Source organism: Gimesia aquarii (genome assembly GCF_007748175.1).
Taxonomy (GTDB): domain Bacteria; phylum Planctomycetota; class Planctomycetia; order Planctomycetales; family Planctomycetaceae; genus Gimesia; species Gimesia aquarii_A.
On the sequence record NZ_CP037422.1, the window covers coordinates 3,561,660 to 3,575,903 of the forward strand.

Genomic DNA, 14,244 nt, shown 5'->3' on the forward strand with positions numbered 1-14,244 from the left:
AGCATACTCACTGGCCTGCAAGAAACAGTGACTTCACACCTCAATACTAGAAATAGCACTCTACCACGAACGTCCGATAATGTCCGTTATGTTAAATTCAATTTTCAAAAAAGCCTAGTTTTACAGTGTCTGTCGAAAATAGCTCTTTCTCTTCTCCTTTGCAAGGTTAATATTAATTTGGCCATAAAAAAGGTTGGAAATAACACCAAAAAAGACACACAAAAACGAAGTAAAAACGACCTCAAAATAAGCCATACTGTTCAGCATTTCTAACCTGCCAAAATAAGACTAAAAACAACAATCAAAAATCAAGTAAGTCAGGACTCCAAGCCTCACTCATTCGCTCGCTCGGACCGCTCGCTCTTTCGTTCGGCTTTTCATTCAAATCAACACGGTAAGCCCTCGCCCATATCTGGACTATCGACTTTTCTTTCTCACTCCCTGAACCCCATTTAAGCCACTGTGACGCGATGTCCTTCGTACGCGACCTTTCTAATGAACCAATGAGAGAAACGCGTCCAGAACGCAAAAGAGAATTGCACCTATAATTCTCACCAGACAAGAAGGGGGCTTCACCATTTAACAATTCCACAATCTCATCTAGCTTTAATTCCACTTCCAGACGCAGCACGCTATCGGTCACCTCACGAACGAGAACATCAACGGAGACCCCTGCCTCAATTTGATCATATCCAGTGATGGAAACAGTCCCCTGATCGGTCACGGTTCGCTTAGGAACTGGCACAGAATCACCCCTGTGAAATGTCCCGGTTTCCCCATCAGCTAGTAAAAACATCGGTTCGGCCATTGTCCTTAATGTAGATCTCGAATCAGAGGCCCGTAAAATGGCATCAAACTTTGCTTCAATCTTCCCAAGCTCGACCAGATTACCAGAGGTCAGGGCGGCTAACGAATAAGAAACCTCAACCGCCGGTGCCAAATCAAAGCCTAAATCTCTCGCATCCTTATCGGTCATCGAAACCACGTACAATTGCACGGCCCAACTTACCGCCGCACTGCTATGAATCGCATCAATGACCGTATCAACTTTCTGGAGAACCTCCACAGAATCTGACGCAATAACAATCCCATCAGCCAGCGTATGAACTTTACCATTTGTCGTGAGTACCGCCTCCAAACTTCGTTGTAATGCTTCCTGATCCAACCGTCGAACCCGACGCACCAAAACTCCTAAATCTTCCGGCTTGAGAGTCCCCAAAAAATAAACGTCGCCATTTTTGGCAACATCAACGCCGAGATGACGAGCCACCATTGAGAGCGTTGACGTCAGGGATTGGTCGATGACTTCCAGAGTGACCGGCTGATTCATGAGAGCCTGATCGGCGACGATTGTTTTCCCTGAGTTTTTCGAAATCACTTGCAGGAGTGTATAAAGTGGTTGGGCGTCTGCCTTGAAATTTAATACGCTGTTTTCGTTCTGCTTCTGTGAGTCGTTTTCGTCCTGTTCTTTGACTTCCTCCACCAGTTCCGTCAAGTACTGTTTGAAGGGTTGGAGACGTGAGTGCTTCGATCTTGTTCGACAACCGGCGAGTGTGCTGCCCAACGTGGTACAAGCCACCATCAGTAAAATAAACGTTACCCTCATCCTTGTTAATCCGATCTATAATTTTCAATCCCATGTATGTGTAAATGTCGTCTCCCTTACGAACCATTCGCCCCGATTCCGTCACCGCGTAGTCACGGAATAACATTCCGATACGATCACCACGCCGTTTCATTTCGGCAATGTTTTTATTCACATCATCTCGAAACTTCTGTAACGATTCAGAGCGTTGTTTTTCTAACGCCAATTGATCTTGCAATTCTTTACGCTGTTTAATCGTGACCCATTCACCGAGATTTTCATCATCAGGTGCTAATGTTTGTGAATCAACGCCAGGTGTTTTTCCTACTTTGGATTTTGCAGTGATCTTTGCGGTATCCATCATACGCCCCATGAAATAATTCATGACCATCACAAAGCCGCCAGAGACGAGCCAGAAAGCAAAAGCAACGCCCAAGACGCGAGGCAAAACCGACTCGAAGTTTTTCTTGAGAAACCACCAGTGAAGGGCGATGAAATTTAATTTCTGATACATTTTAGGAGGAGGTTCCCCAATCCCCTGCTCTCCATCTTCTGTATCATTGTAAGAATTGTAGAGCTTGAAAAAATATTTATCCCGCCGCCACTTTCGACGCGAAATTTCTTCGTGCTTTGTGCCGACTAGATGCTCCCTGATTTCCCACACGGCCGCCGGATAAATCCCGGTATAACAAGCCAGCATTTCGTACCAGTCAGCCAACTCAATTTTGAACAAGGGATCTTGTAGTGACTGAGAGTCAACCAAACGAATCAGCAAGGCGGCTTCAGTTAACAGATCAGAAGGCAGCTTATTTTGAGCTTGCGTCAACAGCTCAATCGTGGCACCACGTTTTCGAATTTCACCAAGGAATTTTTTCCAGAGTTGAACATGAGAGGTACTACTTTTTTTATGCAAGTAATTATGCACCTCATCAATGGCGATGTGTGCCCCCTTCACGTCTTTCCCGGCGAAGTAATCCCACGGACCGCAACCGTCATTCATCCATGAATCTAAAACGTCACGCGGGATACGTTGCAAACGACGCTCGATTTCTTCCGGCCCAATCTTCCCTTTAAAGTGTTCCTGAATGGCGGGGATATCATGCGGATAATTCGAATACAAAACCCCCGACTCATCAGGCAAGAATACTTTGACAATGTAGCAAACACCGCGAACATAAGTTTTCCCTGTTCCCGACGGTGCCGCAGTGATAATTAATTGATCACGATAAGCCATCTTTCCTCCTTGAAAAATTCAGCTTAAGAAATGAAGAATGCAACCACGAATTGCAATGAGCGATACGGAATATAAATCCCCGCCCAAAAGGCGACAGCTAACGCCGCCTCAGATAATGGCAACCAAGCATTGCACGCCTGATAGTAAGTGGCAAAAGAACTGATATCGACGGTATACCAACCCGGCTCAGTTGGCACGAATGCCGCCACAGCAGCATACACATAATCCGTCATCACAGTGAAGAACCAGCAATAGGCTTGTGAGAACCAACACAACAACGAGTTGATCAACTTGTCAAACCACTCACCAAAGCCGAATGCATAATTAAACAGATCGTCTAGCATTTTTTACCCCATAAAAATTCTCATAATGGCCCGAACAGAAAGTAAGACTAAAATTGTAAGACAGATATTCCGGAAGGCAGCACGAGCCGTACCGACTGCCGTTTTAATTGGCCCTGCATCCATACTTCTTTCATCCGAATAAAGTACGAGTGTCGTGCCGGATGAAAATAAACGTTGCGGTAACGGAATCACCCAACTCAAGCCGACATCCCCCGTACTTTGAAACGGTGTAAGATCAACGCCAAACTGCATAAACAAATCGATGTAATCCTGTAACACGCTGTCCATTGTCTTTTCACACTCTGGACATTCGCCACACGTATCCGTTTCGGTACGAGTACAACCACAAGAAGGATCTTCGGGATCAGGATCGATTTCGTCACAGCAACCGTCCCCGTCTGTATCTTCACACGGAGGAGTCACACAACTGAGACCGTCTTCGCTATGTTCGGTCCCTTCAGGACATTGACAATTCCCGTCATCATCGGCGGTTTGACCTTCAGGACAACCCGGCACACACTGGCCTGATTCGTCGCGATAGTACCCCTCTTGACATTCGCCCGGCACACAGTTGCCGTTTTCATCGCGAACCTCATCTCTTGCACAGGGAACAACACAATTACCGTCAATGTCGCGGACTTCACCCTCATTAGGACAAGGAAGCGGTACACAGTCGCCGTTTTCATCCCTCCCCTGCCCGTTCGGACACGGATCTTCAACACATTCCCCGTTCTGATCACGGCTAAACCCCGGAGGACAGGGATCGTCTACACACTGTCCATTCTCATCACGACTTTGACCCGGTGGACATGGATCTTCAATACAGTTTCCGTTTTCATCCGCTGTATGACCCGGCGGGCATGGTTCAGGATTACAAGTACCAAACTCATCACGTGTATGATTTGGCGGACAAGGATCAGGAGGGTTATTAGGATCAGGATTACATTGACCAAATTCGTCACGAATGTATCCCGGCCCGCAAGGATCAGGCGGGTTATTAGGATCGGGATTACAAAAACCGAGGTCATCACGAATATAACCCGGCCCGCAAGGAGGCAACGGATTGTCAGGGACACAGCTTTGACCATCCCAGGTATGACCGGGAGGACAACCGCTGGGAGTTCCATTGCAATCGCATTGATACGCTGCACTGCCAATCGTACCGTTCGGAGTATTATTAAATCCGTAAGACTGTGCCAAATTAGAAGAGGGAAAACCTTGAACGGCCCACCAATGTTGAGTCATGGAAGTATCGCCAATGGAACAGAGTTGACCGCGTGAAGAATAATGACAACCATTAGGACCACAGAGAGCTTCAGAGACTTCAACATAACGCTGATTCGTCAAATCGAGCCGAGTATAAACAGCTTGAACCCCATAAACAGGAGCCACAACCCCCTCGCCAAAGGTTTGTATCTGCATATCTTCCACACTGTCATCAAAACATTGAGCTTGAGAAGTTTCAGGCATCACAAACAGAAAGGCACAGAAGACCAACCACCAGTTTTTTTCGCGTGCGGCACGACGAACTAAATCCCACATCGTTTGACCTACATTCAGACCGGAAGTAATCGCGATCGACACACCGACCAACAGCAGCCAGTCAAGATATTCTTTCAATTCCGCATCCATGCGAAGTTTCCTGTTTACATAAAAAAGGGACGAGGAAGAAATCGGAACCCCCCGAAAACACCCCGCCCCTTTTCATCAAGGATGGAACACAAAAAAATCAGGCTACGCCACGGAACCAACGTATGCCATACTTCACAATCATGAAGCCGATAGAGGCAATCAAGGCAACCGCAACAATGGTTGCTAGTTCACCGGCCCCCGTCTGAATAAGAGAACCAACATCAACGGCTGAAGTGATATCGGTTACAGTGAGGCCCTGTGCTTGTGCAGGCGAACCAAGGGATAACACAGCAAGCAATGCAGGAACGACGTAAAGCGCTTTGTAGAAATTGGCTTTACACTTAGCAAGAACAAAATTCAAATCAAACTCCCTTTTCATTTGCAGAAGAAAAAACTTTTCCAGCCTGAGAGAGTAAATACCAAAAAATGAATCGCGGCTGACATGATGAACCCTGCACTGATCAGAAAGCTTGCTAACGAGAAGGCATCGACAGCGATATCCATTTTTTGCACTTTCAAGAACTGGAAGTAACAACGCGACAAAAAGAGAAATCGTCAGGTCTTGATTTTCCATGCATATTTTTTTCTTTTTTTCTTTCTTAAAGTTCGCCCCCCTGCCCGTCCGACGTCTCAAGATTTTTTCTTGAATTTTCGCCGTCGTTTGTAACTGTAAGAACTTTTGGCTGCCTGATTTGTTCCCATCATGGAAGCAATCGCCCAACGTGCCCCCGGCACTCGCCACGCGATCAACATGCCAATAAGATTCAGACCGTTTGAGCCATCACTAAACCACGAAGCCGCGTATTTAACAACTTTAAAACCCATCCACGCGGCCAAGACAAGAATAACGATGTCAGCCAGTATCAACGCACCTGTTGCAATACCGGCACTTAAACCAATTGCACTTACAAGGTCACCAATGCTCAAAACTCAATCTCCCCATTCGGAATAGAAACAGAATCAAATATACTCCCCTGCCCTGTATCGTCAGATTGAATTTTTCCACGCATGTTTTTTAGCAGTTTTAGTTTAACCGACAAATCAACAATTCGATGGTTATGAGCAAGACGGGTTTATGCAGGCATGATATAATCAATCTACACTTATCAGTTTATAGAACAACAATACGTGTAAACATAAAATTCAGGATTGACCAAAGAATGAATATTGGCACACCACCCAAATTTAAACATTTTCAAGATGATAGCTATCGCGCACTACTCATTGCATTACGAATGAAAGTAGCAGGGATATTAGCCAACAATCTCTTACACCATTTTACTGATCATAGCGTAAACCACTCAGACAACGTTGCCTCGCTAGTAGACCAGCTACAAGAAGGGATCAAGGAACCATTATCAGATCAAGAATTAATTATTCTATACAGCTCCTGTTACTTGCACGATATCGGCATGCATTACGAGTGTGCAGGAAAAACCAAAGTGATCTCAGACTTAAATTTAACAACACCATGGGAAGAACAAACTGAATCAGAACGGCGTGAATACTTACGAGCATATCATAATCAGATTTCTGCCGAAATGGTTAGAAATTCCATGACCTCAAGCGAACCTCCGATCGGAATTCAATTAACTGCAGAATTTAATGGTTCTTATATAGCCAACCTTTGTCACGCTCACTGTATACCGACTAATACTGATAAATATAAAGACTTGGTTGAAGAAGGACCTTCTATACGAACACCATTACTTAGCGCATTCCTTCGAATCGCTGATATCCTCGACGAATCACGGCGACGAGCAAGTAGAGAAAAGGAGCGAACGCTCTTACTAGACTTGGAATCCCAAACACATTGGTGGCGACATTATTACACTGAAGATGTTACACTTGATGTAAATCAACGATTAATCACAGTTTGGTTTGACTTCCCACAAGATTACAAAGATGAGTACTCGAAAGTCATTCCCAAGTTACAAATGCCATGGATTCGTGACGAGCTTCAACACCATGAAACCATTCTTCTGAAGAACGGTTGCCATTGGACTGCTACTGCTAAAGTCAGAGATAAACTACATAGTGACGCTATGCCGGAAGAAGTATTAACTACAATGTTGAAACAGCTTTCAAGGCGTCGAAATGTCGAGAATGAAGCACAACAGCTTGCAACTCTAACATTGTACAAGGAGGCACAACCCAGTATTCGCCGTAGAATAGATTCACTACAAAAACGAAATTCAGAGCTTGAAACCGAAGAATATCTCATTGAGTTAAGCAATATTGCGACAGACCTTTTTGAATTGGGTAGACGCAGAGATGCTCACTCGTTGCTTTTCAATCCCTACACAAAAGACCTTAAGCAATTGACATTAGATATGCGACTAAAGATTGGACTTCGGCTCCTTGAGTGGGAAATAGATGATGGCGACCACTTTAGCATACGTAGGTTACTCCAAATACTCACGCCGGAATTTTCAGACTTACCCAACTCTGATAAAAGAAAGTGGCTATTTACAAAATCGCAAATTAGAGCACTAGAAGCATCGTGCGAATACCTGGAGTCAAAAGAAGCAATTGAGGAAGCTCTTGAATGGGCATCTGCTTCTGAAAAACCTTGGCTTAAAGCAGAGCTCTCACAGATGGAACTGTTACAAGGTGACTTTAGTCAAGATAGGGAGCTAAACTAAATGCTGGATTTAGTGGAAGATAAAACACGAAATCTAATTGCCATGGCTCATCGCATAGCATATTGCGGCAATCTAAATAGAGCTCTTCAATTAATTGAAGAGCATCTTAAAACCACTAGCTTAGCTGACATAGATCGTGCTGCAGTACTTTCGACGAAGTCTGAGCTGCTCTTTTTAGATAAAGAGTTTAAGGCTTCGCATCAGGTATTCAGCTTGGAGCTAGAACCTCTACTGAAATCGCTTCCACATAACGTTGCAATTGTGATTGAATTCAACAGGTCAAATGTTGCTTTTGCATCGATTGATTCAGATGAAATATCTCGTTATCAGAACTTAGTTGACGAAATGCGATTTGCTGGAATAAGGCATCAAAATGATTCAGATTTACTGCATGCATCAAAGCAGGCAGCAAGAGGACAAAGCTACGACTCGTTACCTACTTTTTGGAGAGAATTAGTTAGAACCTATAAGCAGGGACATTGGTCTTCCTTCCGTAACGCATCCTGCTACATGGCCGAAGAGTGCATTAGACTTCAAGAGTTTGCAGACGCAGCATTTCACGCGTCAATTGCAGAAAACTCAGAAATAGCTAAACAAATCGCAAAGTCTTTAGTTGATTCAAGAAAACCTAAAGAAATCTCGAAGGTCTTAGAAAAGTTAATGACCACTGCAAATCTCAGATCACACTTCAATATTGCATGTGAGTTTATCCAGGAGGCAACTGACATTGTTCCTAATGATTTTGTAGATCGACTGATTCGATGGATTCTCCCCCGATGCAAACGTGAGAGAGATCCAGAAGATCACGGAGCGTCCGAAAAGGTCGCATGGAATACTATTAAAGCAATCGCATCCCGTTCCACAGAAGAAATGGCTCAAAAAATCATCATAACTGCAACTAAACATCCTGCATGGAAAGAAATAGAAAAGAATCCAAACAAGCTTATTCTAAATCGAGAAGAAATAATCGATGCCGTATATCAAACCGTTCCTGCTTCACCTGAAGAATCTCTTCCGGTACTAGCAGACCTAGCCATTCCATTGGCAACGGACCGCAAAAACTCCCAAGACTATGCGAAAACTTTAAACTTGCTAGGTCGAATCGTTTCCTATGGACCTGAGTCTGTCAGCAAAACAATCCGAGATGCCCTTTTTCCAAAAGGTCAAGGAATATATCCCGCGTTGATGCAACTTGCACCTCATTTCGGATATGAAATACTTAACACAAACAATCAGTTGGACAACTACGCCAAAAAGATAATAACTGATCTAAATAACGTAGTTCAACAATTACCCAAGGGCACTCAACCAATCCCGGTCAATGGACCAAAAATGACTTGGCATTCTGTAAAAGAGCATGAAATCGTATATGTACACTATCTATCTCTGACCGATCTTCACGCGATGGCTAGTAACCGAAAGAACTTCAGTCCGGAATCCATTAGGGACGTCATTAGAGCACTCTCGAAGTCTATTTCTGATCCAGAAAATGTACTCGCAAATAAGTATCCATTCATAGATTGTATTAAGAGATTTGCTGATGTCCTCGACCGAAATCTCGCTAATGATTTATTTGAAGTCTTGGCACCAATTGCCGAAGGAAGAATAGAACTGACAGGACATTTTCCAGATATTGAACAACAAAATCATCCTCTCAGCGTATTTCGTTTCAATGGTGTCACACTAAATCAAGTAGTAGGACACGCTCTTTTTATACTTTCTTGTATTGAATACCATTTACCTGATGTCTTTGGTGATAGATTACTGTGTATTGTAGAGAAATCTCTCAGTAGCAGTTCACCCGAAATTCGGAAATCAGCATTTGCTGCTGTCAGAGAAATCCCAACTATTTCAGAAAGTACTTGGGTTCCAGTAATTATGGGTATGCAAGATCCAAACACAAACGCTGCAGCTCTAGCATTTGATGCAATCGTAAACAAAAATAATGCCACATTAACACGGCCGCAATGGCGAATGGTAACCTACGCACTAAAAACAGCTCAATCAAACTCTTCAATCCTACTAAGACGTGCAGCGGCAGATGCGTTGAGTACATTAAAGTCGCAAGCTCCGAATAGGAAAATTGCCAATGAATTGGAGGAAATTCAACAACTTTTTGCAAGCGACATTGCATACTCTGTGCGTAATGCTGCGAAAGTCAATAAGTAGATTCATAACCCAATAATGACATCACAAAGATACAAAATCTTCGATGAGACCACTTGGCGTTTGTTTTAAAATGTGCCTATTCAATTCGATTTAAACTCTATCCCTCAACATTAAAAATCAGACTAACACGATGAGAGCATTAAATAAAACTCCTGTTCAATCTAATTTTTAAATAATTCATTGATCTCATTTAGCAAATTAACGTTACAATTTTATTGAACCTACGCAAAAACATTACCAAGGAGTTCAAAATGGAACTGGAGCCAAAACCTTCATCTACACCAGCGAATAAAACTAGCCAGACAAATGACCTACCGAAGAAAGAACGAAAAGCCAGTGTAGATCATCAAAATGTAGCTATGTGGATTAAAGTAGTTTGTGGAATCCTAGTTCTTGTAGTCGGTTACTTAGGGTATATATTCAATTCGAAGAAATCTGACGAAGAACAATTTCGTAACTCATTGGCCGAAATCCGTAAGTCGAATGAAAATGTTAGATTGAGTCCCGTCACATGCGCTCCAATCACTGCAAAATTTGCATCAATGTCAGATCAGAGGCGATATGAAATCATCAGTCACTGCACAGATTGTATGCGTATTGACAAACGGTCAAATGTGGGAACTGCACCAGAGCTTGTCGAAATTTCCTTGCAGTTTCTTAATTTAGGCAACTACGAAGAATGTGAACATCTTCTAAAACTTGCAAGAGAACGAAATCATAGCAAATTCATCGAATTTGAATGTCAAGAGCTTTTAATTCGGTTGTATACAACACGTGGTGAATTTGATAAAGCCGATAAAACTATTAACGATATGCAACAAAAATTAATAAGAGATGATTCCTTGAGTGATGGTGAATGCCTAGTTCGAAAACTACGCCTGATGTATTGTAAAGCTTTAACTGAATACGTTCGAAATCCATATGCCTCAAAACCTTCGAAGACGTTACTTGATGCCATTAAAACTAGTGAGCAACTTGTGCCGCTACCAGATGTTTATCAGATTCAAGGATATCTCTATGCCCTTCATTCGCTCTATCCAGAGGAGACAACATATGCAGTCGAAGAAGCTCCTTCGCTAAATAGAGTTAAGACCCTAAAACCCACTATCTATCCAGACCTAGTTCCAGAGGTTAAGAAAGCTCCGGCCCCAAGCCCACGACCGACTAGACGTAACTAGAATTTTTTTTTGCTGTAATCGAAAAAATGTAAACGTTTACATTTAGCTAGAATATTATCAAAAAGCCATTCAGGCTAAATTTACTTTTTAAGCAACAGGCGAATACTAGCTAAAAATGTCCTCAATTCCAACGCCCTGTTCCGCGTGAACAGATTGAATTTTTGTGGGTATATTTTTTTGCGACTTCGAGTTAATTAAAACTGAAACAATTTCTGGAGCTAACATTAAACGAACAGCTCGAAGTTCCTGCCATTCCTGCTTTGACTTCATCCAGTATATCCAAGTCAGAACGCAGAGATTGATAATCATAATAAACAATGCGACAAGTAAACATTCAACGATAGGCACTTTTAATCCTCCCTAAAATTTTGATAGTTTTCATCATCTAAAAAGTTTGATTCCAATTCACCTTCAACATAGTGACCGTCTATGCTTCGCGGATCGTAACGAGTCGCCCTCATGAACCAACGGAACGAATAACTAAGAGTAAAGTAAAACAGAAGCGAAGAAGGAACAGCAGCCGAAGCAGAGACAAATTCACGAATCAAATCGATCATCAATATCCCTTTTCTGTTTAGCCACATCCCTTGCATAAACTACTGCGATGACCGCAAAAAGAATCGTGACCAACATGATTATAAAATGTGAGACAATCATCATCGCATATGTCAGATAGTCCAAAAATCCATACATAAAATTTCTTCCTTTAAAAAGTGGCGTCCTCAATATTTCCCTCAAATATTACACCATCCTGAAATTCGCCCTCGTAAATGGCCGGGCGATCAATGAAAACGAGATGTTGCTCAGAGAAATGAACGTCATACTCAAAGTCAGAGGACCAACGGCCCGCCTGTTTAAAGCCTGCATACTCATGCAATGTTAAAACCGTTTCTCTTTTCCCTTCGTAATTCTCAAGAGAATTCGCTACTTGAATAAAATCACCGTCTACAGGAAAGCAATAGCCGTAATAACGTCTCTGTTCACCGCCAGGATAATTTACCGTCTTACGCTGTAAAACAATTCCAGAGGTTTTACAGTTGTCTAAACGCTCTGTATGAGTCTTACGATTTGAACGTGGTTCATGCTCATGTACGCAGTTATCACAAGTGCAGTCGAGAGAATGAAGTACTTCCGGTTTTTTGAGAGCTTCAATTTCTGCCTGAGTCATCGCTTGACGCCAAAACGATTGACTAATGTGGTAACGGTCAATTTTCTTTGGGTAATTCATGACCCAATCAGGGAACCCGTGATCGGGATACTTAATCACATACTTAGTTGCGTAGTTGATTGCATGAGCAACCGTATTAATTTTTTTTACGCGAGACGTATAACGAACAGAGCCAAATTTTGGACGCCCTGTCTTTTGGTCCTCTTCGGAAATAGTCGCCCATTTAGGACGATTCAAATTCCAATAGTGGCAGACAATATCAAACGGGATGAATTCGGTTTCCAACAACAAATGATAATGCACGAATTCCGTTTTTTTCTGCCATTCGACCGCACAAAAATAGTGCCGGCCTATCTTAAATTCTTCTTTGCGACGGAGAGCCTTTACGAGCTCACCAATGACACGTTTTTCTTTGCAGTACTCAAATGCGGCCTTCGGATCATCATTGAAAATTTTGGGATCGACTGTCAGAGTCCACATCTGACAGTGTTTCCATTTCTTCAAAGCGCTGCGAACACGTTCGCGCAGTAAAATCCCCTGCCCTTCCGAGCAATCAGGGCAAAATCTGCTCCTGCAGGAGCAGCCCACATAGACGTAGTCTATTTCCACTGTGCGGAATTGAGTTTCAATTTCCTTTTCCACAGTATTGTGTTTCTTTTCAAGATAAGGGCGGTCCGGCTCCGCCGTCCCGCCCGCATCATCTTCCTGATGGCTTCCTACCTTCCAAGGCGGCGTCCCTGCCCCCTTTGCATCCTTGCTGGATGGGGAGACAATCCGTTGTTTCCCCGACCCGTAGAGGTCTTTTGTTGCATCCTTGATTACAGTTCCTTGACCACTTTTCTCCAGTGAAGAAAAACCAAAACGTCCTTGCTTTGTTCTACGGATCATTGTAGAATCCCTTTCTGCTTGAGTGCTGACTTGAAGCAAATTCAAACCCTTGAGAATGGCAGTTCTCAGGGGTTTATTTTTTATACCGCTTTAGCTAACGAAACCCGATGATTCCCCAGCTCTTCATGAAACATCTTTGCTAGAGTCACTTCGTTGCCGTAAAGATCTTCTATCGAAATAAGGTTAAAACCTTGTATCCTCATTTCGAGTAACAGAATCCCGAAGCGGTGATGATCTTGAGTTGCGATATGAAGAAAATTAAACATTCTTGTATGCGTTTCTCTTTTTGACATGTGGTCAAACATTAATTGGTACAAGGCTAGCTCTCCTTTCTGACTTTGAGATTTGCAAACTCGTTACTTTCACGAACGCTACTAATCGTCCATCCATGCTTAACAAAGTGACGCTTCGCGTAATTTCGTGCCGCCGATTCATCATATGCATGTATTAATTCAGAATCGAAACGACCGGATTTAACCAAAGTGATCTCCCATCTTCTCATTTTAAACCCCCTTTTTATTGTTGTTTAAAACCATCTCACCTCACCTACCCCAAACGAAAACAATGAAGTGAGACGGCCCTCTCAAAGATTTACTTAAACGTCTCAAATCTGCTTTTTATGAATCATCACTTTGAGGGGCAGCTATCGGTGACCCCCCGAAAGTGACGACTCAACAAAGCAGGATTAGGGGAGGCGACTGGCTTAAGAACGGGTTCCAATATGGAGCCTACGGCCAGTTTGATTTTGTGCCTTACGGCACGTTCACCGCCCCTCAAGTCAGATCTAACTAAGCAGAACTGGAAGTAGGACCAGCTTCCTTGAGTTTCGTAATGGTGTAACGAACCTCTTTATTGCCCTTGAATGACGTTTCTGTTTCGTAGCCTGATGCATCTACACGTGTGCCCTCAGCCATTCCAGCAACCAGTGATGTAGCAGCCTTAGCCTGAAGTGTTCGGCCTATTACGGCGATATCCACGTAGCTATTGTGGGCATCATCTTTCACCGGTGAATGACGAACTAGAGTTGCACCGTCCTGAGCTTTGACAGCAAAATAAACAGACATTTACGCTCTCCAAAATTTCCGCACACCTAAAAAATTTAGTCATGAGTTGGCCTAGACTGGGCGTGCGGTTCGCGTATAATCTCTGTACGCGGTGAGTGGACCGTCAAGCTAACTCATCGTAAGGCAGGCTATTTGTCGTGATCTAGCCTGTATTTCCCGGTGCCCTAGACACCGGGTTTTTTCATTGATGTATAGTAGTTTTTGAGGCACTTGCTATAAGCAAATTTTCTCCAGAATAGAACCGAACAAATCGGGGAGAAAACTAAGCAAATGAAAATTGGTAGAGCAAAAACGGAGATAGGGATTGCCCCACTATACTAAGTATAGTATGAACGTC

The 14,244-nt window shown here is 43.1% G+C and carries 13 protein-coding genes; 3 read left to right on the forward strand and 10 right to left on the reverse strand.

The features are described from left to right. Positions 1-301: 301 nt before the first annotated feature. The 6 genes from V202x_RS13685 to V202x_RS13710 form a co-directional block, all read right to left on the reverse strand. Positions 302-1,330, reverse strand: coding sequence for a hypothetical protein (locus V202x_RS13685; protein WP_197993382.1), 1,029 nt, complete (start codon positions 1,328-1,330; stop codon positions 302-304). Beyond that, on the reverse strand, positions 1,248-2,819 hold the full coding sequence (locus V202x_RS13690; protein ID WP_145175713.1) for a zonular occludens toxin domain-containing protein: 1,572 nt from the start codon (positions 2,817-2,819) through the stop codon (positions 1,248-1,250). Before V202x_RS13690 ends, V202x_RS13685 begins: the two co-directional genes overlap by 83 nt. A gap of 23 nt (positions 2,820-2,842) precedes the next feature. Further along, the gene (locus tag V202x_RS13695; protein WP_145175716.1) at positions 2,843-3,163 is read right to left on the reverse strand and encodes a hypothetical protein; all 321 of its coding nucleotides are present in this window, start codon (positions 3,161-3,163) and stop codon (positions 2,843-2,845) included. 3 nt (positions 3,164-3,166) lie between these two features. Continuing rightward, positions 3,167-4,795, reverse strand: coding sequence for a hypothetical protein (locus tag V202x_RS13700; RefSeq protein WP_145175719.1), 1,629 nt, complete (start codon positions 4,793-4,795; stop codon positions 3,167-3,169). 97 nt (positions 4,796-4,892) lie between these two features. Beyond that, positions 4,893-5,369, reverse strand: a complete 477-nt coding sequence (locus tag V202x_RS13705) for a hypothetical protein (protein ID WP_145175722.1) — start codon at positions 5,367-5,369, stop codon at positions 4,893-4,895. Positions 5,370-5,425: 56 nt separating this feature from the next. After that, positions 5,426-5,722: a hypothetical protein gene (locus V202x_RS13710; RefSeq protein ID WP_145175725.1), complete on the reverse strand. Its 297-nt coding sequence runs from the start codon at positions 5,720-5,722 to the stop codon at positions 5,426-5,428. Between the two features lie 233 nt (positions 5,723-5,955). Between V202x_RS13710 and V202x_RS13715 the strand changes: the two genes are divergently transcribed. The 3 genes from V202x_RS13715 (at position 5,956) to V202x_RS13725 (ending at position 10,787) form a co-directional block, all read left to right on the forward strand. Then, entirely contained in the window at positions 5,956-7,440 is a 1,485-nt protein-coding gene (locus tag V202x_RS13715) for an HD domain-containing protein (RefSeq protein ID WP_197993383.1), read from the forward strand. Beyond that, positions 7,441-9,609: a hypothetical protein gene (locus V202x_RS13720; protein ID WP_145175730.1), complete on the forward strand. Its 2,169-nt coding sequence runs from the start codon at positions 7,441-7,443 to the stop codon at positions 9,607-9,609. Positions 9,610-9,860: 251 nt separating this feature from the next. Next, positions 9,861-10,787 carry a hypothetical protein gene (locus V202x_RS13725; protein WP_145175734.1) on the forward strand — a complete coding sequence of 309 codons (927 nt, stop codon included), beginning with the start codon at positions 9,861-9,863 and terminating at the stop codon, positions 10,785-10,787. 350 nt (positions 10,788-11,137) lie between these two features. Here V202x_RS13725 and V202x_RS13730 read toward each other — a convergent pair whose 3' ends face one another. From V202x_RS13730 to V202x_RS13745, 4 genes are all read right to left on the reverse strand, one after another. Beyond that, positions 11,138-11,344, reverse strand: coding sequence for a hypothetical protein (locus V202x_RS13730; RefSeq protein ID WP_145175737.1), 207 nt, complete (start codon positions 11,342-11,344; stop codon positions 11,138-11,140). Between the two features lie 149 nt (positions 11,345-11,493). Then, the gene (locus tag V202x_RS13735; RefSeq protein ID WP_145175740.1) at positions 11,494-12,843 is read right to left on the reverse strand and encodes a hypothetical protein; all 1,350 of its coding nucleotides are present in this window, start codon (positions 12,841-12,843) and stop codon (positions 11,494-11,496) included. Positions 12,844-13,162: 319 nt separating this feature from the next. Beyond that, positions 13,163-13,345, reverse strand: a complete 183-nt coding sequence (locus V202x_RS13740; RefSeq protein ID WP_145175743.1) for a hypothetical protein — start codon at positions 13,343-13,345, stop codon at positions 13,163-13,165. Positions 13,346-13,631: 286 nt separating this feature from the next. Next, positions 13,632-13,907 carry a hypothetical protein gene (locus V202x_RS13745; protein ID WP_145175746.1) on the reverse strand — a complete coding sequence of 92 codons (276 nt, stop codon included), beginning with the start codon at positions 13,905-13,907 and terminating at the stop codon, positions 13,632-13,634. Positions 13,908-14,244: the final 337 nt, after the last annotated feature.

Excerpts from the sequence above, each read along its gene's own strand:
- V202x_RS13715 (WP_197993383.1), top strand. The coding sequence starts at position 5,956 with ATGAATATTGGCACACCACCCAAATTTAAACATTTTCAAGATGATAGC.
- V202x_RS13700 (WP_145175719.1), bottom strand. The coding sequence starts at position 4,795 with ATGGATGCGGAATTGAAAGAATATCTTGACTGGCTGCTGTTGGTCGGT.
- V202x_RS13730 (WP_145175737.1), bottom strand. The coding sequence starts at position 11,344 with ATGATCGATTTGATTCGTGAATTTGTCTCTGCTTCGGCTGCTGTTCCT.
- V202x_RS13690 (WP_145175713.1), bottom strand. The coding sequence starts at position 2,819 with ATGGCTTATCGTGATCAATTAATTATCACTGCGGCACCGTCGGGAACA.
- V202x_RS13705 (WP_145175722.1), bottom strand. The coding sequence starts at position 5,369 with ATGGAAAATCAAGACCTGACGATTTCTCTTTTTGTCGCGTTGTTACTT.
- V202x_RS13695 (WP_145175716.1), bottom strand. The coding sequence starts at position 3,163 with ATGCTAGACGATCTGTTTAATTATGCATTCGGCTTTGGTGAGTGGTTT.
- V202x_RS13735 (WP_145175740.1), bottom strand. The coding sequence starts at position 12,843 with ATGATCCGTAGAACAAAGCAAGGACGTTTTGGTTTTTCTTCACTGGAG.
- V202x_RS13720 (WP_145175730.1), top strand. The coding sequence starts at position 7,441 with ATGCTGGATTTAGTGGAAGATAAAACACGAAATCTAATTGCCATGGCT.
- V202x_RS13685 (WP_197993382.1), bottom strand. The coding sequence starts at position 1,330 with ATGAATCAGCCGGTCACTCTGGAAGTCATCGACCAATCCCTGACGTCA.
- V202x_RS13745 (WP_145175746.1), bottom strand. The coding sequence starts at position 13,907 with ATGTCTGTTTATTTTGCTGTCAAAGCTCAGGACGGTGCAACTCTAGTT.
- V202x_RS13740 (WP_145175743.1), bottom strand. The coding sequence starts at position 13,345 with ATGAGAAGATGGGAGATCACTTTGGTTAAATCCGGTCGTTTCGATTCT.
- V202x_RS13725 (WP_145175734.1), top strand. The coding sequence starts at position 9,861 with ATGGAACTGGAGCCAAAACCTTCATCTACACCAGCGAATAAAACTAGC.